The following is a 22,660-nucleotide window of genomic DNA, read 5'->3' as shown; positions in this document are numbered from 1 at the left end:
TTTGATTTAAAAGGGTTTTAATATGTATAACGCCAAAGTAAAAAATTATCAGAAAGAAGCACTCAAGACCCGTGTTGCCGGTGCTGATCGCTATGAAATAATTCAAATGTTAATGGCGGGTGCGATTGAAAAAATGGTGATGTCTAAAGTTGCTATTGAAAGAAAACATATGGAAGCGAAGGCCGAACATTTATCTAAAGCGACTGCTATTATTGAAGCCTTAAGGGGCTGTTTAGATTTTAAAGTTGGTGGTGAAGTGACTGATAATTTATATGCACTTTATTCTTATATGATAGATCGCTTAGTTGATGCAACAATAAAAAATGATCCTGCAATTGTTGAAGAAGTATCTAATTTATTAAAAGAAATAAAGTCTGCTTGGGATGCTATTCCTCACGACGTTCGAGAAAAAACACTTAGTGAAAATGGTATAGATGCTAATGTCGGCTAGTTTATTGTCTCAGTTAGCCCCCGATTTGTCTGTAATTAATCAATATTTAGCTGAAGGTGATATAGAGTCAGCTCAAAGCAAGTTACTATTAATTGATAGAACATTGAAAGCTCTCTTTGCCTCACCTGAGAACCTCAGCGAAAACGATGTGTTATTTTTATCGGATTTTTCAATCAAATTGAATACTACGGTATTAGAAATAAGCCTCAAAAAACAGCAGGCTGCAAAAGAACTTGGTGTTCATATTAATACGCAAAAAAAAATAAATGTGTATAAAAATATCAAGTAGGTAACCGACATGATAAAGAATATAGATATTAATAACGAGCTTGAGCACATCTCAGAAAAACTTGAAAAAACTATTAAACATCAAGAAAGAGAGGCGATTTTTGCTACAGAAGCAAATGAGCGATTTGAAAAGAATTGGCAATGTTTCACTCATTATTATCCTGAGATTGTAGCAGCTTTATCTAAGCTGCAACTCCGCGATGATTTTTGTATTCATGTCACGCAAAGTGGTCATGGAAATATTATACCTAAAAATGCATTAGCTCCCCTTTATTCTCAAAACCCTCTCGAGCAGAGCCAGGAGCAGGTTAGGCGTCAGATTGAACATCCTGTTTTTAGCTTAACAGATTATACAGGCTACCCAGATAGCAGTTCTGATAAACGTCTTCATACAGAGTATATGGTTAAGCTTGGTCAGTTTATGCGTAAATTGCGCGAGTATGACGAGAAAAAAATAGCCCAATTACCTTGCCACTTCCCATCGGGAATTATTTTTGGAGTAGGATTAGGTTATCACATACCTGAATTATTAAATCATACTGAATTCGATTATTTATTTATTATTGAGCCTGATATTGAACAATTTTATGCCAGTTTATTCTGTATTGATTGGGCCAATATTATTGAAAAGATTGATGAAAAAGGAAATTGTTTATTCTTTAATCTAGGTGCAGATAAAAATACTTTCATTAAAGATTTAGAAAATGTAGTTGAAGATATAGGAGCATTTTCCGCTGTAAGAAGCTTTTGTTATCAGCATACACCTGGACGTGAAATTAATGAGTTAATAGCCAATTGGGCTGCGGATTATTTTCGTTTTCAAATGGGGCACGGCTTTTTCAATGATGCAATAACTGGGTTTGCACACTCGATAGCTCATATTGAAAGTAATCAGTCTTTTCTTACAAATAAAGCGAGTTTACCTGCTTCGTTATTAGATATACCTGTATTTATAATTGGCAATGGCCCATCTTTAGATGAAGCTGTTGAATATTTGAAAAATAATCAGAATAAAGGGATTGTTGTAGCTGCAGGATCTGCCATTGTTTCTTTAGAGCGATTGGGGATCCAGGCGGACTTTCATGTACTAGTAGAGAGACCTTATGCAAACTACAAAATAGTCGCTGATTCCTTACCGATCGAAGCGTATAAACGAGTTAATTTACTAGCCGTTAATATGGTCCATCCTAAGACAACCGAGCTATATAAGTGGTCAGGGTTAGCATTAAAAGGGAATGAAGGTGGTACTGATTTCATTAATTTTTTATCATTAAAAAATCGCTCTAAAACACTGCCATTAATTCCATATAGTAATCCACTTGTATCTAATACTGCACTCTCGTTATTTTTAAATTTTGGTTTTAAAAATGTGTATTTATTTGGTGTTGATAATGGAAGCTTACCCACAGGTAAACATCATAGTGATCACAGTTTTTATAAAAAATATAAAGATGATGAAAAAGGAATCAGTTGTGCACCTGTCACGGAAAAAACTTTACCTGGTAATTTAAGTGATAGCTTTGTTTACACTAATGATTTATACAAAGTATCGCATAGCCAAATAGAAAAGCTGTTGGAAATATTTCCTGCAGTTGATGTATTCAATATTGGTAACGGGGCTAAAATTAAAGGCGCTATTTCATTAGCTGCTGATATATTAATTGATTCAGAAAACAGCTTAGATAAGCCTCCTTTGCTGGAGTTAATCAAGACGCGATATTTTGAAAACCTGAATTTGGATAAATTAAACGATGAAGATTACGAAATACAGCGCTTTATTGATATGTGTGACCATCTGTTAGTTATTAGTAACGAGCATTATACAACAATCAAAGAAGCTGCAGATTTGCTTAAAAGACAGCAACGGTATGTGTATTCATTTAAAAATTCACCATTAGGTCATATTTATCATATGATGAAAGGGTCATTGTTATATTATCACTGCCCACTAATTACATTGCTTTATAGTTATGAAAATGAAGCATTTACATTAGAACAATTTGATGAACTTTTCTCGCTTTGGCAAGATTACATTTTTGATATGAAAAGCTACTTTGAAGAGAATTACAAAAAGCCCTGTGATTTTCTCAATGACGAACAACTTAAAGTGATGAATAAAGGCGTGTAAATTTTTTATATTAGTTTTTGGGCACGCTCATAGCTCTCGGGCGTGCCGATATCTATATACTCATCATCTACGATCCATCCTTGCATTTTTCCAATCATATTAGGCACTATATCTTTACTTAAATCGTAAAAGGTATGTTCTTTTAATTCTTTAAAATACCGCTCATAAACAGAGTCAGAAAAAACAAACAACGCTCCACTTGCTAAGTTTCCTGGTGGGTTACTCACTTTTTCATGGAATTCATGGATAACATTATCAGCATCCATAACGACAATGCCGCATTGAGTTGGTTGATTCGACGTAAATAGTAATAGCGACATATCTACATGAGCAGGTTTAACGTTGTGTGAATTAATAAGGCCGCTTAAATCACTGAGGCAAAAATTATCAGCATGAATAACGATTACTTCTTCATCTTTCCAAAATTGAGCATTGTTTTTTAATGTTCCGCCAGTGCCAAGTAATGCGGTTTCTTTAACGATGGTTATTTTATCTCTATAGGGGGATTGGCTTATGTAGTTTTCTACTTGTTCAGCGAGATAGTGAACGTTTATAAGTATTTCATTTATACCCAAATTAGCTAATTTTTCTAACCAGTAAGATAAAAGAGGGCGGCCAGATATAGGCACTAAACATTTTGGAATCGTATTGGTTAGAGGTTTGAGTCTAGTGCCTAATCCTGCTGCTAATAATATTGCTTTCATAGTTTAAATGACTCCAAAACACGTTGTTGCAGAGTGTTAAAAGACAGTGGCTGGTTTCCGAGTGTATCAACTTGGCAAGCAGCTGCGATACTGGCAATATAAAATGCTTGCCATGGCGTAGCGCCTGAACATAAAGCAAGGCTGCTAGCCGCTAAGAAACAATCACCAGCACCCGCAGGATCAACCGCATTACTGTTAATAGCTGGCAGCATATCATTTTCCCATTGACCGTTTTGATCTGGCAGATGGATAAAAACACCTTCTCCTGCAAGGGTAATAACTAAAAATGTTGGATTTGCCTTTTCGCAAAGTTTTTGCGCTAAAATAGGTAGGCCATCATCAATATTATTCAGAGCAACACGGACTTCTTTTTCTGTTGGTGTAACTAGCATCATATCTTTATAACGCGCGATATCACCAACTTGAGATGATGTTTGACTGTCAGCGACAATACGTACATTATTTTTTTTACATAATAGAATGATTTTTTCGACAAGCGTTTGAGGTAGTAATCCATAATTAAAATCAGAAAATACCAACAAATCAAAATTCTGGATGTTACTTTGAAGTTGGTGGTATAAGTCAGTTTGAATTTCTTTAGATATTTTATGTTGGCGAACTTGGTTTACCCTTAGAAGTGTTTTATTCCCGGCTCTGTACCGCGACTTTAATGGTGTAGGACGGCTGCTATCATCTAAAAGTACAGTTTCAATATTGTACTTTTTAATATGACTTTTTACGTACTCAGCCTTATCATCCTTACCAAGTACAGAAAAAAGCTTTACATTTTTTGCTCCAAGCCCTTTTATATGGCCTGCTGTAATTGCAGCCCCGCCTAGAAAAGTATCTGTTCTATCTGGTGTCATTACAATGGTAGGATCTTCTTGAGATAAACCTACAGCCGTACCTTGAATATATTCATCAACGATTATTTCGCCAATTACAGCAACACGGTTTTTACGAAATTGAGAGAATACCGTGTTGATTGATTGATAATCAAACTGATGCCTTGTTGCATAACTTTGACATTTTTTGTAATCAAAGTTATGACCATGGCTTATTGTTCTTGTAATGTATTGTTCGGAATTAGATTCAAACTCACCAGAGCCAAAAATCAACTTTCCCCCATATGTTTTCAGTGCTTTGTATTCAGGGTTTTCTTTTTCTTCAAACTCTTTACCCTTCACAACTGCGTAAGGCTGATAATTTGCAATTAAAGAATTACTGCATAGTTCAGTCAAAAATGCTTCATCCACACACTCAAGTGATTGAACCATTTCAAGGCGATGCAATTCTGATACCCTACTTTTTATTAGCATATTGCTGTCATTATTCACTGCGACTATAAGGTAATCACCGCATTCTTTAGCGAACTTTAGCAACCTAATATGCCCTGGATGGAGTATATCGAAATTGCCGATGACTAAAACCGTTTTTCTTTTCACTTTATGACCTTAATTTTCTTGGCAGTAATCGTTTATGGTATCTTCAATAGATTGATATAGTAAAGTATTGCTTAGAGGATTATACGCTTCAAGGGTTCCATATTTATTTGGAGTAACACCTTTTGAGAGTGCACTTACAGGTGTGATTAAAGATGAGTTTAAGTCTAATTTACTCGCAAGCATTCTTAAAAAAACATAATAGCTTAGATCTGATTTTCCACTAATTTGAAAAATCCCTTTCTTTTTATTTTGGATGATCAGTTTTAACAGTGTTGAAAAAAATTGAATTGATATTGGTGCAAAGTAATGGTCATTGAATGCATTAAACACCTGCTTTTTGTTAAGAGATTCGATCATGCTTTCAATTAAAGAGTATGGGCGATGAATAATTTTAGATGGTCTAATAATACTCGCATTAAAATTATTTTCGACGATATAGTTTTCAACTTGAAGCTTTTGCTGTCCATAATTTGAGCAGGGTAATTTAATCCCATCCCATACACTGTAAGCTGATTTACAATCAAACACATGATTAGTAGATATAAAAACAACAAAACAGCCGAGTTTATTCACTTTTTCAAGTAATAATTTAGTTCGCTGTACATTTACGAGTAGGGTAAGTTCAGGCTGCAGTTCGCATTGTTTAATGGATGTTATACTGGCAAGGATAATTACTGTGTTGATATTGTGTTCAATAACTGCTGCTTCAACTATGTTAAAACTGTCTAGTTGCAGTAAATCAAAGTAAATAGCTTCGCAATTCTCTTTTCTAGAGGTATAAAAGTAATCGGGATTTTCATCACGTAGATAACGACCAACAACAGAATCACCGCCAATTATTAATGTTGGGTTATCTATATTCATGAGTTATTAATTGGATCTAATTGTGGGTTGATAGAAATTAATGCGCGAGTTATTTTTCGTTCATCGAGGTCGTTCAGCGCATTATTTATGTCATCTAATGAATAGCTAGCTGAGAGTAGTTTATCAAGAGGTAGATTATGCTCTTTGTATAAATTTACTAGTTTGGGTATATCAGAGTCTGGGTTCGAATTACCACCCCAGCTACCAGATATCTTTTTTCCACGATGAAAGGCGTGTGGCTCTAAGCTTATCTTTTCACCTTCTTTAGGGTGAGAGGCAAAAATACATTCACCTCCTTGCTCTTTTGTTACTTCAAAAGCAGCTTCTATGGAACGACATGTCCCCCCCGCCTCAACGGTATAATCACATCCGCCCGAAGTTAACTCTTTAATTTCTTCTAAGTAAGTTGGTGAATTTGCATTAAAGCAGTGAGTGGCACCTAAGGCTTTAGCCAACTCAAGCTTTTCAGGCTCAATATCAACAGCAATCAGTTTATTTGGTTTGAATAATGTTGTTGTGATCAGTGCACTTAGGCCAATGCCGCCTAGACCGAATATGGCAATATTAGTGTCTTCTTTGGGCTTTAGTTGATTTAAAACTAGCCCGGCACCTGTTGGTAACGCACAGCCCAGCAGTATAGCAAGCTGTAATGGCATACCTTCTGGAAGCTTAACGACTCTATTTTCAGAAACAATGGATTCTTCAGAGAATGTAGTTACGCTACCAGCATTAATTTTAATGTCGTTGTATGTATAAATACCACCTGGGGCATCTATTCCTTCCCCCTTTATCCAACCAAGCACAACAATATCACCAATCGCGACCTTACTTACTTGCGGACCAATTTCTTTTACTTTTGCGACAGCTTCGTGACCTAATAAATGAGGTAAGTATTTATCTTCACCTCTAAGCCCTTTGGCTTCCATTAGTTGTGAGTGGCATAACCCAGTATAGATGATATCTACTTTTATTTGCCCTCTTATGAGTGTAGGAGCAACGAGGTTATCTATCACTCTTAAAGGCTCTCCTGTTTTAAATAACACTGCAGCTTTCATTTATGTATTTCCATTTAGTAAATATAATTATTTTGCGGAAGTCGATTTTTTATTTGCTCAACTTGTGACAAGGGGTAAGGTAGAAAGATTGGAGATGTATGAAGCTCACTCGCATCTTGTATAGTTTTATTTGCCATAACCTTGCCTATTTTTAAAGGATCTTCATCGACCCAGCCAAGAAATTTTTCACCTAAAAAATGAGCACAAAAGCTCGCTGCTGGACCCGTCCCTAAGATGTGGCAGGCTGGTAATTTTTTCAGCTGCTGTATTTTTAGATTAAATGATTCTAAAAGTGGCAGCTCATTTTTTATTGGGCTTGTCGCTTGTTTTGGGAAGGCATGGGTGTTTGATACTAAAACAGTAATTTCTTTATTTAATTGTTTGATAGGAAAGAATACGTTTTTAAAATGCTGATCAAGTAGTGTTTTTAATGTATGTTTTGTGAAATGTGAAACATGATCATAAATAGAAAAGTCCCATTCATTCTCAGCAATATTAGGCACTTGAATTACGGCTATGCCATTATTAGACAATAAGGCATTAATACTATCTAAAAATTGAGGTGGTGAGGTAATATGCTCTAAAACATGAATCAATGTAATTATATCAAAACGATGATCTATCTTACTTAAGTCGCCTTTAAAAAAAGAGGCAAGGTTATATTTCTGAGTTAAGTTTAACTGGTAATCACCCGATACATCATGTGCACTTTTAGTCCAGTTTGAATAACGCTGTGAAACAGCCTCTAACATTACACCGCTGCCAGTACCTATATCAATAAATTGAGCATTTGCGTGAGGCAAAAATTCCTCTGATATTTTTAGTATTTCACTACAACGAGTAAATGGGATATCTGCAGTAAAATTAAGCTGCTCTTTACCATTTTGAACTGAGTAAGGTCGATAGTGAGTGTAGATTTCATTTATGTTATTTAAATAATGAGCGTCTATATTCTTTTGGTAATGCTGGCAATGTTGGCATTGGAAAATATCAGCAGTAAAACTTACGTTTCGACAATCAGATGCAATTGGTTTATTAATATGTAACATATCCACACTTGAGGATATTTTATTATTACAAATGATACATTTCACAAGCTATAATCCTTAAAGAATATCTTCTAATATTTTTGTTTGAAAATGCGTTTCAATTAAATAACATTCTATTTTTGCTATGGTGTTTTCTTCATCTAAAATATGTGCTTTATCCGCAAATTCCCTTCTTTTATATATTTCTGAAATAAAGACATTACCAATAATAAAACACCATTTAATTCTAGTCATTTGAAAAGCGGTTATAAATTCTCTTTTGTTTTTAGTTAAAAAACCAAATAACGGCAACTCTTTAATAATGCTTATTTTATCAATAGGCACAGGGATTTGAGGTTGAGAGAAAAAATCGGCTGTAAGTTTCCAAAGTGAGTCGATGCCAGCATACTCAAAATCATAAAAATAAAGCTCATTGTGATCAATTAAAATATTATGAAAACCGAAATCTGAAGGCGATAAGTAATTGCAGTCAAGCGACATTTGCCCATTAAGTTGACGGTTGTCTTTTTGTACTTTATAAAAAAAAGGCATTATTTTATTTTCAACTAAACTTAAAAAAGCTGATGAAATAACCTCTTGCTTTTGAATTATTGAAAAACGATTGGTAACAAGTAATTCAAAGTCAGCTAGTTTTTTTACTGCATCTTTTGCATTTATTATCTGTAATTGTTGCTGCTGAGAGTTACAATTAACAATAAAACTAAATGCACTTTTTATATTTTGTTCTGTTGGTTGAGTTACTTTCTCACCAGGTAGTTTTGACATAAGTAAATAACCCAACTCAATATCGCAGGCAATTGGTGTAGCTGTGTTATTTTTTTTATATTGGGTTAGTGCCTTTAAAAATAAAAATTCTCGCTCACATTTAGCTTTATAATCATTGTTCTTAGTAAAAAATTGCTTAAATATATACTCATTCTCACTATCTCTAACATTAAACACACGACTATTTGCACCGCCTGAAATTTCATTTATATGACAGGGAGCTTTTAAATGCTTATATAAAAAATCGTTCATTTAATTATTTAACACACAAAGCAAGTAAATAGTGTGCCATAGGATAAAAGCCTGTATGGACAACTTCATCATTCATAGAAAATAAAAACACATGCTTAAAATGCTTATCACATAGCGCTTTAAATTCATGGCCAGATTTACAATTGATATGGCCTGCTTTACTTGCTGGTGATGCATATTGTTGAGATTCTAACGATGGCATACCTAAAATGACAACCCCGTCATTGTTGAGCGATAGTTTTATATTATTGATAAATGTATCTTCAAATTTTGCAGGAATATGTTCAAGTACATCTAAGGAATAGGCCGAATCAAATGTGCTCTCAAATGGCTTCTCTAAAATATCATGTACAACAGGGATTAATGGCCATTTAACAGAGTTACGTTTAATAATATCTTCGATAAAACGAGGCTCTATATCGGCAACGGTTAGTTCCTTAACTTCTTGTCTGACGACACGACTACCAAATGCATCACCACAACCAATCTCCACCGTTTTTTTATGTCCAGAGAGCATCTTTGATACAAATTTATATCGTGAAAGCATAATACCGAGGCGTCTTGGATCTAGATCCCACGTTCCATTACTCATTAGTCCCAACTTTGATTGCTCTGTTTCGTCTAAAAAGTCATGGTAGTCTTCTATATAAGTTGGTTCTTGGTTATCCATAATAATTACTCATTTGTTGAAATTGAGGTAAATGCACCAAATTGCTCTGGCATATAATTGATCGTTTTAAGGATGGCTGTATGTAATTCGCCTCTACAGACTGTTATATCGGCATCAACATTTCTATCTGTTAGGTTTTTATTTTTATTCGATACAGTTAATGAAAACGTCTCGAAAGCATAGGGTTTTTCAAAATCTAATTTTTCTGTGATATCTTCATATTGCAGAGGGTATTCCCATTTTAAAAAACGTTGGCGAGCAATTTTTTCTAATCGAATTAAGTCATATTCATCAACATAAGAGCGATACTTTCTATTATTGTTTAATGTTTTTTCAAGATTAAAGCCTGTAGTATCCCCGATGATCCCTTGCCAATTTTGACCATGATTAATCGTCTCAGCAAGTAAAATATCATGCCATCCTATTTGTAAAAATGAGGTAACCAGTTGAAGTGTTTGTTGAGGGGTTGCATGGAGTTGTTCTAACTTTATCGCTAGGCTCTTACTGTTTTCACATCCAGTTAGATCGCTTCCAGCATATAAGAAATGTCTAAAGCATGACTCAACCGTAGATCTCCCTAACGATATTTCATAGTCAGGTAACTTTTGCAAGTCATTGCAATGAGCAAGAGACATCCTAATAAAAGACGCGATAGGATCTCTTACTGAATGGCAAACTAATAAGTGATTGAACTCGTCATACATTTTCCTCATTACAGTATAATTAGGAGTATGTAATTGATAAAAAATAACTTTTTTATCTGAAGTGTTAATGCCTAGAAGCTGATAGATAATAATATGAATAGCTATAAATCGAATATTGAATGCTTTAGGCTTATTTTCTAACTCTAAAATAAGCGCTTCTTTAAACTTTTCCTTATCTAAATTTAGTAACCCTGTTTGCGTTCTAGCCATATTATTATTAAAGTTAATATACTGGTTACTAACACATTGAGAGTAACTTTCAACAAATAGATTGTTAAAGTCTAAGATGAATTGTTCGGTAAATTCTTTATTTTCAAGATCCGCTGTATTAAAAATATGCTGAGCCAAGTTCATCATATAAGGGGGGAGGCTAATGACTTCTGGATGCCCATCAAGGAGTGAGTGGAGAAAAAAAGAGCCCCCTCTGCCATAGCATACTCCGACCGCGACTTTAAAGTTCATATTACTGACCTGCTTGTTGGGGATTGATTTTTGTTAATGTATTAATACGCGCTACTAATATATCGAAAGCGTGCTGTAGATGATTCAAGTCGTCTTTTTCCCAAATAGTCATTTGAAGTTTACTATCATTAAAGAAAAAATCTTTTCCTATTTCTAAACCCGAACGCTTTGCTGTCCAAGATGAGCTCGCAGGATTGTTTTCATCAATCATTTGGAAAATTATAGAGCGGGCCCCCTTAACAAAGCTAATACTGTAGTTAGGCCCACTAGACACTCCCATATTAATATAGGCTAGTTCGTACAGTGCCAAACGGACACAAAAGTCCATTGAAGCTTGGGGGCAGTGGATGTATTTTTTTAACCTGTCGTCAGGTTTTTCAGTGCTTTGATATGTATCTCTTATAATCACAGGGCAATATATTGTCAAATCAAGTGAATCAAGGAATGCAGACCACTGAGCAATGTCACTATTTCTTTTTGGCTGCGCTTCGTATTCTCGAAGTGTTATTACGATGATCTTTTTATTATCGGGTAATGAATTTAAAAAAGATGCAGCAAGATTTTTACCTACTAAAGGTGCGCTGAGGACGCTCATATCATATTTCAAAGGTACACTTCTTAGTAAGAGAGTGTTGATAGCAGGTGACTTTTTATTTGTATAATACGATTCAGGGAAGACGTTCTCTTTTGTTGCAAGGAAAATAAAAGCGTCCTCTTTAAAAGGAAATTCAGTAATAGATATGTAGCTAGGAACACAGGTAAAAACTGTTTTGACTATTTTCTCAATCCGCCATGCGTAATCATCAGCATCATGAAATCGAAGTGTATTAAAGTTTTCACCGACTGTTGAACGATCGTGGACTAAAATAAATTGAATATGTGTTTTATGTTGCTCTATTCTCGCAATTTCAGCTAACACCACAAAGTTAATTACATCAAAACATGCTAAATGAACTGATAGGTCGTAAACGGCATATAAGATATCTTCACTACTGACTTGCTTAGCTAATAATGCATTGTAATGAATTAGTTTTTTCTTTGTATGGTCAAAAAAATAAGTGCGCTCTAATGGCAGGCCTTTTTCACGTAAACCATTACATATTTCAGAAACAAACATGGAACAAATAATAATTCTATCAATTTGATCATGAGGGACTAACGCCAAATCTTCAAGGCTAAGAGCTTGAGTGCCTTTGTAGGACTCTCCACCATCCGTACAAGCAAATAGATTATTACCTGTATTGATTGAAGATTTTAAAAATAGTTCTGTCGGTGAACTTATACCATATATTATTGTATACATTTATTATTCTTAGTCTAAGCCAAAGAAAAGGCGATTTTGTTTATTATAAAGAGTGTAATCAGCTAATGTATCAAGTTCAATCCAGCGACCATCGATTAAAAGTACGTCGACGAAATATTGGTTCGCTAATTTTTGTAAAAGCGAAGTCATATACATATTTTTTACACTAAAATCATGAGATTCATTAATAAATAGTTGCAGTTGCTCTATTAGCACTGTTGCTTCTACTTTAAACATCCCCATAAATTGGGCCATTGCTTGTGATTGACTTGTAAGCTTATTACCAATATTTATTAATGTTAATTGATCATTGTATATAAAGCTTTCAGCGTCATCATATGGGTTTTCCATACGCATTTCCCAAAGTTCTTGCCATTTTAAATTACCAAGGACAGTTAAAGGGAATGAAGACTTATGCTTAATTAGTTCTTTTAATGTATCGGTATGATAGGCAATGTCTGCATAGAGAATAATGAATTCTTCGTCAGCATGTTTTTTAATCCAATCGATTGACTTAGCTAAGCTGAATACCATATTCGAGCTATCGTATTCAGTATTAATCACAATGTTATTTGTATACTCTAATATTGCTTCACTTTTAAACCCTGTGATGACTAATGTGTCTTTTACTCCTAAAGAGTTGAGTTGGCGTAATTGTCTTTTAAGCAATGGTTCGTGCCATAACTCCACTAAGCACTTTGGCTTATCTGTTGTTAAATGCTCGAGTCTTGAGCCTGTACCTGCGGCAAGTATAATGGCTTTCATTTTAAAATATATCCTTGAAAAGTTGTATATCTTCATCGCAGTAGGGGGTATTTCTTTCAGGGTGCCACATAATCCCAAAGATACTATAGTGGCTATGCTCTATTGCTTTGACTATATTGTCACTACTTTTAGCTTTTGTTAATAAAGGCTTTTTTGTTATAGTCGTCCCTAGAGTATGATATGAGTTTACAAATCTAGGTAACTGCTCTTCATCCGTTTTTATTTCAATTATCTTATTAACGTGGCCTTTTATACAGTCTAACGAGCCACCATAATGAAGTTGTATCATTTGCATGCCTCTGCATACGCCTAGAATAGGTAAGCCTACAGTTTCGCAATGTTCTATTAGAAAAGCCTCTACATCATCTCTTTCTGGGGCATCCCCAGCATAGTGCATTGGCGAATTGCCTCCTGTGAAAACAAAGCCATCTAACTGGACTCTAGCAAGCAGAGCACGACAAGTTTTTATACAGTTAGGGATTAGAATTGGTATGAATCCGCAATATAAAAAGAATTGATACCATCGCTGATCTAAAGCATCACGACGTTCACCATAGGTTGGATGAATATCAACTCGTTGTGTTATACCAATTAATTTCATCTGATAATTATCACTTTTTTATTGTTTGCATCTAGCTCTAATTTTTCGGCTTTAAGCCATTTTGCATATAAAATTTCCCCCGCGCCGATAACTGAAGGTATATTAAGTTCACCAGCTCTAATCGCCATATGGCTATTACATCCCCCATATTTAGTAATAAGCCCTGCAATTGGATGAGAAAACAACCAATCAAATCCAGGATCTGCTGAAGGAATAAAAACAATTTTTCCTGCCAGTTCTTCATGTGCAGCTGGGTTCATCGTTGTTTCGGCAACTATTTTACCTTGTGTAATATAGTTAGGTTCACCTTCAGGCAAGTTAAAAAAGTATGCATCAGATGGACTCGATATTAGTGGCGGGAGTGTGATCTGTTGTGCTTTTAGGTGATTTTTTTTCCCAGTATCGATAGAGCTTTTAATAATATTTAGTAGATCATCGCTACTTGAATAAGTTTTAAGTATGGATGATATATCAACATATGACATATCATCTGTATTTAACTGATGTTCAAGTCCTAACTCTGTAATAAGCTCAAGGGCATCACTTAGGCTATGAGTGAAGATAAACTTGGCATATTCTCTTCCCTCTATTGCACCTTTTATAAATGAGAACAGAGATATCACATCATGTTCAATGCCACTTTTTTCTAATAACTCTTTAAGGGCGGAAAGCTGTTCTAAACTCAAAGTAAAGTTATCGAAAGTTTGCTCTTCAACATTTTTATCTGATTGATTAAAGTAACGCTCTGGTGCCTTGTCATAACGAGGAGAAAGTATGTCGTATGTGCCTGGGCGAAGATGCCCATACTGCTGTAAAAAACTTGATAGAGGGAGGTTAATGAAATCTTGTTTTAATGTGGAACTAACAGTCGCAATTGAAGACAAAAACTTATTGTAGTCTTGCTCTGTTATTATATTTTTAGCAACCATTGAGCGTAAAAATTGCACCGCAATAAAACCAGCTCTCGCAAGCCCTGCAAATGGAAGTGTGCCATATCTTTTACAATCTTCCAGTAACCAGTGGATTTTCTCTACTTTAGATAAGTCGCTACTTAATATTTTTATTCGACGATTAGGGAGTGTGTTAATCTTTTCGATGTCTTTTTTCCATAAGCCATCATTTTTAATTATATTATTTGTTAATTTTTTTAGTGATTCAGTGAATGTTATTAATTCAGATTCGGAAAATCCAGCTTCACTTAAGCGTTTTAAACGCTCATTCAAATCTAAAGTAAAGCAAGAAAATATAATATCAAACTCAACTTTGTCATGCTTTTCGGGGGCATTTTTTAATTCGTTTATATAATAATTAACTAATTTTTCAGCAAGCCTATCAGGTGTATCTTTAGGTATAAATGAATTAAAACTTACTCTTACATCAATATAAGGTAAGCCAGCTAAGGAAAGTAAAAGAGGAAAGCTTCTTAGTTGCTTATAACCATAATTATTTCTTTGATATGCCCATGTTGAATCGGTAATTAACTCTTTATATAAAGAAAGAGCGAGTGGGCGAGGTCGAACACCAATAATTTCGGCTGGATTCCAATCAGGCATAATGCCTAAAACAGAGCGTTCTCCATTTAAATAAGGGTGTGGCTTTATGAATCTGCTTATAGTCGCTTCTAGCGTTTTTAATATTTTAAAATGTTCTTGATCGCAAAAATTATCTAGGCTTTTAATTATCAAGGGTCTAACTTGAAATAGGTATAAATGTTTGTTTTTATCAACTGCAAATTCAATATCTAGTGCATCAAGCCCATATATTTTTTCGAGTTCTTTACATAGAGAGCATAATTTAAATTGCCAAGAATCTTTATCTAATCCATCAAATTGCTTTGATATATAACTGACATTCTCATTGGAAGTACCTGCGGTTATGGCGTCAGTTGAACTGGACAATGAGTAGTTTAAAACATAGTAAGGCGTATTGTTAGAAGGATCTTTTGTAAAAGCGACTCCACTAATGTCTACATTTTCCAGCATTGGTTGAATGAATATTTCATCATTAGGGGTGTAGTTTTCAAATGATTGATAAACACTTTCTATCGCACTTTCTAGTTTTTTTACTCCTACGACATTGAGTATGGAGTCATAATAACCAGCATATGATTGAAAGGCGCTATCCTCACAGACAGCACTACTCCTTACAATTAGCTTTTTATCACTCCATTTATATAATGTAAAAAAACTATTCAGAACATCGTTAGATTCATTTTTCCATTGTTCTGCTGTAAAACAGAATTGCGGGAGTATCTTCGCAGTTGTTAAAATGTTCTGTAAAGACATTAGATTTTGCGATTTGGTAGTAAAAATCATTCTAACGGACTCTAGCTAGCCAAGCTCTTGTTTTATAGGTTGTTTCAATAAAATCTAAGTTGCTTGTTTTTTCTTCGACAAAAGCCATAAATTGTATAAATTTATCTTCACCTGCTTGTGCTCGAATATCGTTCACTGACCACCAGACGCCTAAATACTCTTCAGGTGTTTGTTTTATAGTATGAAACCCTTCTAAGTAAATAGCATCGGAGAATACATCGGCATTTTTTAGACGTTCAGTTAGTGTATCGGTAAAATCAGAGTTCCCAGATGATACGCGTTTTATATGAGGCGCTATTTCATATAACTTTTCTTCAATTTCGACAAGTAATGGATTGCACTCAATATGTCGAGGATTCCATACTGCTGTAAAAAAACCGCCCGGGCGTAGTACTCGAGAAAATTCTTTTATTGCTTTTTCAAAATCTACCCAGTGAAATGATGAAGCCATGGAAAGTAAATCGGCACTGTTGTCATTTAGCGTTGTATTTTCACCAGAGCCATTTACCCAGGTGATGTTTGTTTTTTGACTGTCCAAAATACCATGCTTTCTCATATCATCATTAGGCTCAATTGCGACAGTACTATTTAAGCCAGCGTGGTTGATCATACGAGTCCAAATACCAGTACCAGCACCGACATCTACAAAATCGATCTCATTATTATTCTTATCGACTAACCCTAAAATGGCTTTACATACTAAAGGGCAGTAACTAGGTCTATATAATGAGTAATTTTTTGCTAGGCCAGTGAAATCACCAAGTTTTTTTTTCATTTTATTAATTCCATTACAATTTTGTTGACTGCTTCAAGCGGCGTTTCTAGACCGTTATTATTAAGTATTAAATCCGGTGCTAATGGTTCTTCAAAAGGAATATCATACCCATGTAGATAATTCTTATTATTTAGCGCAGCTTCAGAATATAGCTGTTTTTGGTTTCTTTTAATTAATACGTCAGGTTCAACTTTAATATACACTTCAAAATACTGTTCGTTATTTGACCTATTCCATTCCCTGACACTGTGAAACATGGATACTGTTGCACATATAACGGTAGCTCCTTGTTGAGATAGCATATTTGATAGCCTAGCATAGGTCATTGCTAGTGCTGAGCGAGAGTCATTATCGTAATTATGATTACCCAAAACCTCTCGCAGTTTATCTCCATCAAGAAGGATTACTTTATTTAACTTTTCATCCAATATGTTATGCAATATTTTTGCCAAGGTTGTCTTCCCTGCACCTTGACGACCTGTTAGCCAAATCACCATTTTAACTCCTCCTATTTATGAAAGAGTTAATCATTGGATGAACTTTCTTCCAATCACCCGTATTTAACTCAATGCTCGGATGTGGCTTTTGATTAAAAAGAATTTTTTTTGTTGGTAATGGAAATAAAGCGCTATTTAAGACACTACTAAGATCATCAATAAAAAAATCACATTGGAGAGTTGAAATCCGCTTTATTTTTATTTCTTGTTTTTCATGAAATGATATGTTTTCAGAGGCTATAGGTCCATCGGTACAATTAGTAAAACCATGACTTTTTAGCCAATTAGTGGCCGCAATATGAAAGTTAGTTTTATCACCAATAATTGGGTATTTAGTCTTATGCGACACGATGAAAATACTATGGCCTTCTTTTTTTAAGCTTTTTATTGCCTCTAGGCAACCTAGGTATGGTTTAGCTTGGTTAATTTCTTTCCCATATACGATACCTTGTAATTCAGTCCACTTTGGTTCATTTCCAGCATTAATAAAGTATGCTTTCACATCTTCTTTTGTTTGTCCCACTTGTTTTGGAAGCCAGCCTAATTTCACTCCAACGCGATGAAACACACCTGTATAGTCAGCAATAGTATTATCAAAATCGATACCGATAATCATATTACAGCTCTATTTTTTAGTGTTGTGATTATATCTAAAACAGTTAAACCTGCTTTTTTACGTGCATCTTCAGTACTATGAACTTGATCAATAAACCTATCTGGGATACCAAAACGGTGTACTCTTGGTGTTTTAGGTTGTTCACTAATATATTCAAGTACGGCACTGCCAAAGCCGCCATTCACATTGTGTTCTTCAAGAGTGATTATATGTTCAAAGCGCTCACAAGCTAAGGCTAAATATTGAGTATCAAGGGGTTTTACTGTATGAAAACTAACAAGCTCGGCGTTAATGCCTTTACTTTGAAGTTCAATGAGTAAATCATGCGCGAGTGGCATAATAGTGCCCGTTGCTAATATTGCGACTGTTTGACCTTCTTGCATTGTATATGCATGTCCAAACTTTAGGTTAGGTAAAATTTTGTGAACCTTTGGCTCATTTTTTTTACCAATTCTAAAGTAACACGGCTGGTTGAGTTTGATTAATTGGGGCATCAATACGCTGAGTTCGTCTGAATCGGCAGGGCATACAATATTCATATTTGGCAAGCTTCGCATTAATGCGATATCTTCAAACGAATGATGGGTGGGACCTAAATTTGCGTACGATAAGCCTGAGCCCGTGCCAACGATGATAACGGGTTGGTTTTGATAAGCGATATCTATTTTTATTTGTTCAAAGTTTCTCGCTGTAGTAAATGGCGTAATAGTATAAATAAAAGGTTTTTGGCCCATCATTGCGGAGCCCGCAGCCATTGAGGCCATATTTGCTTCGGCGATACCTGCATTGATTGTTCTATCGGGAGCAATTTCTTTTAGGTTATTGAATAAACGATTACCGATATCAGCGTAGAAAAGCATTAAACTGGTGTCGGATTTAGCTAATTCAGTCAAACAATTTGCAAATGCATTTCTCATTTTAACCCCAACTCCTGTTTTGCTTTTTCAACTTCATCTTGGGTTGGTATACGATAATGCCAGTTGTTATCGTTTTCCATGAAAGAAATACCTTTTCCTTTAATTGTATCAGCGATTATACACACCGGTTTGTCGTAAGATTGCGCATCCATTAAAGCGTCGGTGATAGCCGAAATATTATGACCATCAAGGCGAATTGTGTGCCAGCCAAATGCCCGCCATTTTTCTTCTAATGGTTCAAGGTGCATTATTTCACAGCTTTCACCAGTGCCTTGAAGTTTATTAAAATCAATGATGGCAACGAGATTGGATAATTGTTTACCGGCTGCAAACATGGCCGCTTCCCAAATCGTTCCTTCATTGAGCTCACCATCGCCCATGAGAACATAAAAGCGATTGGTTCTTTTTTGAATTTTACAGGTTAATGCCATACCTGTTGCAAGTGAAAGTGCATGGCCAAGTGATCCCGAAACTGTATCAACTCCTTTAGGGGAGTTTATACCGGGGTGCTCTTCAAAAACAGAGTCGGTTTGCCCGTGTTGATAAAGGTCTGCCACTGGGTAAAACCCCCTATAGGCAAGTGTGGTATAAAGTGCACTTGCAGCATGGCCTTTACCAAGCAAGAAGTAATCCCTGCTTGGCATTGATGGTGTTGATGGTTCTACATTGAGTACTTGCCAATAAAGTGCTGTTAATATATCAGTACATGACAGTGAACTACCCAAGTGTGGGGTTTTTGTTTTACTCGATACGTCACATAATGTGTATCGAATTTTTGCTGCTATTTGCTCTAAATTCATAGTTATCTCTATGGTATGAACCAGTAAAAATCGCCAGTGTAACCATGGTCTTTAAAGAATACCTTCCAATCATCAACATGCATGATGGTCTTTGCGGTTAATGCCCATTCGAGCATACGCTCTTTTTCTTCATCATTTCGATAGGCATCAACAGTTATAAATGACTTTCCTTTACTTACACGTTCAATTTCTTGTAACGCGATAGCACATTCTTTTTCATCTAAATTATGGATAGTATTGATTGACATAACGACATCAAAGCTGTCGTCATCGAAAGGTAAACTCTTTGCATCCCCTTGTTGAAGTAAGTGCTTAACTTCTTCTTTGGCATGCTCTAAAGCATAACTAGAAATATCCAACCCAGCTAATTTTATACCTTTGATATGCTGTTGCAGGTCATAGAGCATGAAGCCTTTGGCGCAACCTACATCCAGTAAAGAACTTTCTTTTGTTAATTGAAAGTGAGATTGAAGATCAGGAACAACCGGTTGCCAAAAGCGAGACATGTAGCTAAAACCACCGTATCCATAGGTACGATCACCATCAAAAAAATCTTTACCATATTGGCGAGCAATTTCTCTATCAGCTTCGGTAATTACATTGGCTCTTCCCTTAGTGTCTCTTTTTGATTTAGGGTAGTTTTTTAATAAATCTAATTCTTTTCCTAGCATGAATACCTCAGGCTTTATGAATATAGTTATGTGGTTGTGTTTTTAGAGTATCAAGGTTGCTTTTGACCCAATCAATTGTTTTGGCAAGGCCGTCTTCGAGTGAAATACTGTCTTGCCATTGTAATTCTGATCTGATTTTTTGAGTATCAAGCAGGTAAGCAGCGTCTTTACCAAGTCGATCACCTGTTATTTCACATGTCTGTTCAAATGGGACGTTTAACATTTTGCATAACATCTCCACAATTGCGCGGATTGTGATCATACGCTCTGTTGAAATATGATAAATTTCGCCATTACGTCCTTGCTCTCCAATTAACTGTGTTGCACTAGACACATCATCAATATGGATAAATGAGCGGGTAGAGTAGCCGCCACCATGAAGCGGTAGCTTTTTGCCTAATAATATAGATAGTATTGTTTTTGGAATTATTCTATACAGTTGTTGTCCTTCACCGTACACGTTGGCTGCCCTAGTAAAAACAACTGGGAAATCATAAACATCAGAAAATGTATGAAGACTCATATCGGCAGCGGCTCGTGATACAGCATAGGGCGTGCTTGGTTGGTAGTTCCTATGCTCAGGAACCAATCCTTCGCAGCTGCCGTATACTTCAGGTGTAGAGATATGTATGTATTTATCTAAACTATCGAGTTGACGAAGTGCATTGTGTAACTTTATGGTTGATACTGCGTTGGTCATAAACCAATGTTCAGGATATTCCCAGCTTTGGCCAACCATACTTTGCGCTGCAAAGTTATAAATTGTGCCAACATTTTCTTGTTTGATGAGTGCTAATATTTCATCTAAGTGATAATTTAGATCGAGTTGCTTAAACGCTAAGTTTTGTGTTTGGTGATCTAGCCACTTATAAGGAAGTAATGCATTCACAGGTTCTTCTGAGCGGCTGATCGCGATTATTTTTTTATCTTGCTTTAGCATGTGCGAGCAAAACGAAGCGCCAGAAAATGAATTACTTCCTATTACAATAATTGGTGAATCAGTCATTCTGTAATTCCTGATATAGAGCTTTCATTAAAATATGCCCGACAATAACTTGGGTATCTTCTGATATCTGCATATCTTGGACTTCGAAATGGAAAACTTGGTCAAGCATCGGCTTAACTTGACCGCCAGAAAACCCTAAAATGCCCACTGTTTTCATGCCAATGTCGAGTGCTTGTTGAGTCGCTCTAATTATATTTTCAGAGTTACCGCTACCAGATAAAACAAGTAAAATATCATTGCTGTTTGCTTTAACTTTTAGCTGATGTGCAAAAATATTTTCATAACCAATGTCATTGCCTAGGCAAGTTAAAACAGAGCTGTTTGCTGGTAATGCTTCAACTTTTAATGCATTACCTTCTGGGCTAATACCAAATGTAAAGTCATTTGCAAGGTGGATTGCATTTGCTGCTGAGCCGCCATTGCCACATAAATATAAAGTGCCGTTATTTGCCTTCATAGTAAGTAAGGTATCAACAAGACTCTTAACTTGTTCACTATCTAACTGTTTTAATACATCCGTTAGGGTGTTCACATAGTTTGTTGTCAGGTTTTTCACTGAATCCTTGGCTATAGTGGTTGCAGATTGGTTGTTAGTCATAAAACTTCTCTTTGCATCCATTTAAGGTTGTAAAAATGGTCTTCATCTTTAAGTAAGTCTTGTTTGTAAGCTGTAATAATTTCGGTAATGGCTGTGTCGACATTTTTATTGGGTGTAAAACCGGTAGATAGTAACTTATCTGAATTAATACGGTAACAACGAGGGTCATTTGAAGGAGTAACCTCAATCTCACATGCTATTTTAGCCTGTACCATTTTTGCTATATCCATAATTGAGATATTTTCAAACCCTGCATTAAAGACACCAGAGACTTTCTCTGGATTATCCAGCATATAAATATAGAGATCAGTAATATCGTCAATATGAATATTTGGTCTGACTTGATCGCCGCCAAACACTGTGATTTTTCCATTTTTTAGAGCTTGCATTGTCAGCATATTGACAGAAACATCTAAGCGCATTCGTTTAGATAAACCGCATACAGTTGCTGGGCGTAAAATTTGTACCGCCATGTCGTCGGCATAACTAAGAAGTACACGCTCTGCAACCATTTTCGTTTTGTTGTATTCAGAAATAGGCTCAAGCGTTAAGTCTTCAGTTACTTGCTCTTCATCTTTAACGCCGTATACGCTACCCGATGACGCATAAATAAACTGTTTTATTCCACAGCGCTTTGCTTTATCGGCTAAGCGCATAGTTGCTAACGCACTCACTTCCCATGTTAATTTAGGGTTTAAATCACCACAGGGATCGTTTGCGATAGAAGCAAGATGAATAATAGAATCCACACCGTCTAAGTTAATCGTATCAGTGTCGCGTACGTCACCTTTAATGACTGAGAGGTTGTCATGAGAGGGCAAAAAATTACCAAACCATTGGATGTCAAACGCGATTACGCGATGGCCTAAAGCCAGTAGCTTTGGAACCAATACGGTTCCTTTATAGCCAGTTGCACCGGTAACTAATATTGTTTTTGGATTCATTTAATATTCTCTAAT

Annotated in this window: 24 protein-coding genes; 3 read left to right on the top strand and 21 right to left on the bottom strand. The window is 35.6% G+C overall.

All coding sequences use genetic code 11. From position 1 onward, the window contains the following. The first annotated feature begins 22 nt into the window (after window positions 1–22). Genes fliS through PSR9079_RS11065 form a run of 3 tightly spaced genes read left to right on the top strand, consistent with a single transcriptional unit; the run spans window position 23 to window position 2,867 of the window. Complete coding sequence (gene fliS, locus PSR9079_RS11075) at window positions 23–451, top strand: flagellar export chaperone FliS (RefSeq protein ID WP_149981556.1); 429 nt, start codon at window positions 23–25, stop codon at window positions 449–451. Beyond that, window positions 441–740, top strand: coding sequence for a hypothetical protein (locus tag PSR9079_RS11070; protein WP_149981555.1), 300 nt, complete (start codon window positions 441–443; stop codon window positions 738–740). The genes fliS and PSR9079_RS11070 overlap by 11 nt, the downstream gene beginning before the upstream one ends. A gap of 9 nt (window positions 741–749) precedes the next feature. Further along, complete coding sequence (locus PSR9079_RS11065) at window positions 750–2,867, top strand: motility associated factor glycosyltransferase family protein (protein WP_149981553.1); 2,118 nt, start codon at window positions 750–752, stop codon at window positions 2,865–2,867. Window positions 2,868–2,872: 5 nt separating this feature from the next. Here PSR9079_RS11065 and PSR9079_RS11060 read toward each other — a convergent pair whose 3' ends face one another. From PSR9079_RS11060 to PSR9079_RS10960, 21 genes are read right to left on the bottom strand one after another with little or no spacing between them, the layout of a single operon-like run. Then, entirely contained in the window at window positions 2,873–3,571 is a 699-nt protein-coding gene (locus tag PSR9079_RS11060; RefSeq protein ID WP_149981551.1) for a nucleotidyltransferase family protein, read from the bottom strand. After that, on the bottom strand, window positions 3,568–5,016 hold the full coding sequence (locus PSR9079_RS11055) for a PfkB family carbohydrate kinase (RefSeq protein ID WP_149981549.1): 1,449 nt from the start codon (window positions 5,014–5,016) through the stop codon (window positions 3,568–3,570). Before PSR9079_RS11055 ends, PSR9079_RS11060 begins: the two co-directional genes overlap by 4 nt. 9 nt (window positions 5,017–5,025) lie before the next feature. Further along, window positions 5,026–5,880 carry a sugar nucleotide-binding protein gene (locus PSR9079_RS11050; protein WP_149981547.1) on the bottom strand — a complete coding sequence of 285 codons (855 nt, stop codon included), beginning with the start codon at window positions 5,878–5,880 and terminating at the stop codon, window positions 5,026–5,028. Next, window positions 5,877–6,935 carry a zinc-binding dehydrogenase gene (locus PSR9079_RS11045; protein ID WP_149981545.1) on the bottom strand — a complete coding sequence of 353 codons (1,059 nt, stop codon included), beginning with the start codon at window positions 6,933–6,935 and terminating at the stop codon, window positions 5,877–5,879. The genes PSR9079_RS11050 and PSR9079_RS11045 overlap by 4 nt, the downstream gene beginning before the upstream one ends. Window positions 6,936–6,949: 14 nt before the next feature. Beyond that, entirely contained in the window at window positions 6,950–7,984 is a 1,035-nt protein-coding gene (locus tag PSR9079_RS11040) for a class I SAM-dependent methyltransferase (RefSeq protein ID WP_149981544.1), read from the bottom strand. A gap of 57 nt (window positions 7,985–8,041) precedes the next feature. After that, window positions 8,042–9,001 (bottom strand): phosphotransferase, encoded by a 960-nt coding sequence (locus PSR9079_RS11035; protein ID WP_149981542.1) that lies wholly within the window; start codon window positions 8,999–9,001, stop codon window positions 8,042–8,044. 4 nt (window positions 9,002–9,005) lie between these two features. Then, a complete protein-coding gene (locus PSR9079_RS11030) occupies window positions 9,006–9,671 on the bottom strand; it encodes a class I SAM-dependent methyltransferase (RefSeq protein WP_054203340.1) in 666 nt (221 codons plus the stop codon). A 5-nt stretch (window positions 9,672–9,676) separates the two neighbouring features. Beyond that, window positions 9,677–10,837, bottom strand: coding sequence for a sulfotransferase (locus PSR9079_RS11025; protein ID WP_149981540.1), 1,161 nt, complete (start codon window positions 10,835–10,837; stop codon window positions 9,677–9,679). 1 nt (window position 10,838) lies between these two features. Further along, entirely contained in the window at window positions 10,839–12,140 is a 1,302-nt protein-coding gene (locus PSR9079_RS11020) for a hypothetical protein (RefSeq protein WP_149981538.1), read from the bottom strand. Window positions 12,141–12,149: 9 nt separating this feature from the next. Beyond that, the gene (locus tag PSR9079_RS11015; protein WP_179959173.1) at window positions 12,150–12,905 is read right to left on the bottom strand and encodes a phosphocholine cytidylyltransferase family protein; all 756 of its coding nucleotides are present in this window, start codon (window positions 12,903–12,905) and stop codon (window positions 12,150–12,152) included. A 1-nt stretch (window position 12,906) separates the two neighbouring features. Beyond that, window positions 12,907–13,506 carry a gamma-glutamyl-gamma-aminobutyrate hydrolase family protein gene (locus tag PSR9079_RS11010; protein WP_149981534.1) on the bottom strand — a complete coding sequence of 200 codons (600 nt, stop codon included), beginning with the start codon at window positions 13,504–13,506 and terminating at the stop codon, window positions 12,907–12,909. Next, a complete protein-coding gene (locus tag PSR9079_RS11005; RefSeq protein ID WP_218939778.1) occupies window positions 13,503–15,791 on the bottom strand; it encodes a PEP/pyruvate-binding domain-containing protein in 2,289 nt (762 codons plus the stop codon). Before PSR9079_RS11005 ends, PSR9079_RS11010 begins: the two co-directional genes overlap by 4 nt. Before the next feature lie 31 nt (window positions 15,792–15,822). After that, entirely contained in the window at window positions 15,823–16,596 is a 774-nt protein-coding gene (locus tag PSR9079_RS11000) for a class I SAM-dependent methyltransferase (protein ID WP_149981531.1), read from the bottom strand. After that, the gene (locus tag PSR9079_RS10995) at window positions 16,593–17,093 is read right to left on the bottom strand and encodes an adenylyl-sulfate kinase (RefSeq protein ID WP_149981529.1); all 501 of its coding nucleotides are present in this window, start codon (window positions 17,091–17,093) and stop codon (window positions 16,593–16,595) included. Before PSR9079_RS10995 ends, PSR9079_RS11000 begins: the two co-directional genes overlap by 4 nt. A gap of 1 nt (window position 17,094) precedes the next feature. After that, complete coding sequence (locus PSR9079_RS10990) at window positions 17,095–17,709, bottom strand: HAD family hydrolase (protein ID WP_179959172.1); 615 nt, start codon at window positions 17,707–17,709, stop codon at window positions 17,095–17,097. Next, complete coding sequence (locus PSR9079_RS10985) at window positions 17,706–18,626, bottom strand: transketolase family protein (RefSeq protein WP_149981527.1); 921 nt, start codon at window positions 18,624–18,626, stop codon at window positions 17,706–17,708. The genes PSR9079_RS10990 and PSR9079_RS10985 overlap by 4 nt, the downstream gene beginning before the upstream one ends. After that, a complete protein-coding gene (locus tag PSR9079_RS10980) occupies window positions 18,623–19,426 on the bottom strand; it encodes a transketolase (protein ID WP_149981525.1) in 804 nt (267 codons plus the stop codon). Before PSR9079_RS10980 ends, PSR9079_RS10985 begins: the two co-directional genes overlap by 4 nt. A gap of 8 nt (window positions 19,427–19,434) precedes the next feature. After that, window positions 19,435–20,097, bottom strand: coding sequence for a class I SAM-dependent methyltransferase (locus PSR9079_RS10975; RefSeq protein ID WP_054453867.1), 663 nt, complete (start codon window positions 20,095–20,097; stop codon window positions 19,435–19,437). Window positions 20,098–20,104: 7 nt separating this feature from the next. Beyond that, window positions 20,105–21,103, bottom strand: a complete 999-nt coding sequence (locus PSR9079_RS10970) for a GDP-mannose 4,6-dehydratase (RefSeq protein ID WP_149981523.1) — start codon at window positions 21,101–21,103, stop codon at window positions 20,105–20,107. Continuing rightward, complete coding sequence (locus PSR9079_RS10965; RefSeq protein ID WP_149981522.1) at window positions 21,096–21,701, bottom strand: SIS domain-containing protein; 606 nt, start codon at window positions 21,699–21,701, stop codon at window positions 21,096–21,098. Before PSR9079_RS10965 ends, PSR9079_RS10970 begins: the two co-directional genes overlap by 8 nt. After that, a complete protein-coding gene (locus PSR9079_RS10960; protein ID WP_149981520.1) occupies window positions 21,698–22,645 on the bottom strand; it encodes an NAD-dependent epimerase/dehydratase family protein in 948 nt (315 codons plus the stop codon). Before PSR9079_RS10960 ends, PSR9079_RS10965 begins: the two co-directional genes overlap by 4 nt. Window positions 22,646–22,660 lie beyond the last annotated feature (15 nt).

The organism is Pseudoalteromonas rhizosphaerae (assembly GCF_902498845.1).
Lineage (GTDB): Bacteria > Pseudomonadota > Gammaproteobacteria > Enterobacterales > Alteromonadaceae > Pseudoalteromonas > Pseudoalteromonas rhizosphaerae.
This window is presented reverse-complemented; position numbering and strand designations above follow the sequence as displayed.

What these genes read in the sequence shown, in the direction of transcription:
- PSR9079_RS11035 (WP_149981542.1), bottom strand. Translation starts at nt 9,001, where the DNA reads ATGAACGATTTTTTATATAAGCATTTAAAAGCTCCCTGTCATATAAAT.
- PSR9079_RS10965 (WP_149981522.1), bottom strand. Translation starts at nt 21,701, where the DNA reads ATGACTAACAACCAATCTGCAACCACTATAGCCAAGGATTCAGTGAAA.
- fliS (WP_149981556.1), top strand. Translation starts at nt 23, where the DNA reads ATGTATAACGCCAAAGTAAAAAATTATCAGAAAGAAGCACTCAAGACC.
- PSR9079_RS10980 (WP_149981525.1), bottom strand. Translation starts at nt 19,426, where the DNA reads ATGAATTTAGAGCAAATAGCAGCAAAAATTCGATACACATTATGTGAC.
- PSR9079_RS11060 (WP_149981551.1), bottom strand. Translation starts at nt 3,571, where the DNA reads ATGAAAGCAATATTATTAGCAGCAGGATTAGGCACTAGACTCAAACCT.
- PSR9079_RS11010 (WP_149981534.1), bottom strand. Translation starts at nt 13,506, where the DNA reads ATGAAATTAATTGGTATAACACAACGAGTTGATATTCATCCAACCTAT.
- PSR9079_RS11020 (WP_149981538.1), bottom strand. Translation starts at nt 12,140, where the DNA reads ATGTATACAATAATATATGGTATAAGTTCACCGACAGAACTATTTTTA.
- PSR9079_RS11065 (WP_149981553.1), top strand. Translation starts at nt 750, where the DNA reads ATGATAAAGAATATAGATATTAATAACGAGCTTGAGCACATCTCAGAA.
- PSR9079_RS10990 (WP_179959172.1), bottom strand. Translation starts at nt 17,709, where the DNA reads ATGATTATCGGTATCGATTTTGATAATACTATTGCTGACTATACAGGT.
- PSR9079_RS11030 (WP_054203340.1), bottom strand. Translation starts at nt 9,671, where the DNA reads ATGGATAACCAAGAACCAACTTATATAGAAGACTACCATGACTTTTTA.
- PSR9079_RS11040 (WP_149981544.1), bottom strand. Translation starts at nt 7,984, where the DNA reads ATGTTACATATTAATAAACCAATTGCATCTGATTGTCGAAACGTAAGT.
- PSR9079_RS11045 (WP_149981545.1), bottom strand. Translation starts at nt 6,935, where the DNA reads ATGAAAGCTGCAGTGTTATTTAAAACAGGAGAGCCTTTAAGAGTGATA.
- PSR9079_RS10960 (WP_149981520.1), bottom strand. Translation starts at nt 22,645, where the DNA reads ATGAATCCAAAAACAATATTAGTTACCGGTGCAACTGGCTATAAAGGA.
- PSR9079_RS10975 (WP_054453867.1), bottom strand. Translation starts at nt 20,097, where the DNA reads ATGCTAGGAAAAGAATTAGATTTATTAAAAAACTACCCTAAATCAAAA.
- PSR9079_RS11050 (WP_149981547.1), bottom strand. Translation starts at nt 5,880, where the DNA reads ATGAATATAGATAACCCAACATTAATAATTGGCGGTGATTCTGTTGTT.
- PSR9079_RS11005 (WP_218939778.1), bottom strand. Translation starts at nt 15,791, where the DNA reads ATGTCTTTACAGAACATTTTAACAACTGCGAAGATACTCCCGCAATTC.
- PSR9079_RS11070 (WP_149981555.1), top strand. Translation starts at nt 441, where the DNA reads ATGTCGGCTAGTTTATTGTCTCAGTTAGCCCCCGATTTGTCTGTAATT.
- PSR9079_RS11000 (WP_149981531.1), bottom strand. Translation starts at nt 16,596, where the DNA reads ATGAAAAAAAAACTTGGTGATTTCACTGGCCTAGCAAAAAATTACTCA.
- PSR9079_RS10985 (WP_149981527.1), bottom strand. Translation starts at nt 18,626, where the DNA reads ATGAGAAATGCATTTGCAAATTGTTTGACTGAATTAGCTAAATCCGAC.
- PSR9079_RS11015 (WP_179959173.1), bottom strand. Translation starts at nt 12,905, where the DNA reads ATGAAAGCCATTATACTTGCCGCAGGTACAGGCTCAAGACTCGAGCAT.
- PSR9079_RS10995 (WP_149981529.1), bottom strand. Translation starts at nt 17,093, where the DNA reads ATGGTGATTTGGCTAACAGGTCGTCAAGGTGCAGGGAAGACAACCTTG.
- PSR9079_RS11025 (WP_149981540.1), bottom strand. Translation starts at nt 10,837, where the DNA reads ATGAACTTTAAAGTCGCGGTCGGAGTATGCTATGGCAGAGGGGGCTCT.
- PSR9079_RS10970 (WP_149981523.1), bottom strand. Translation starts at nt 21,103, where the DNA reads ATGACTGATTCACCAATTATTGTAATAGGAAGTAATTCATTTTCTGGC.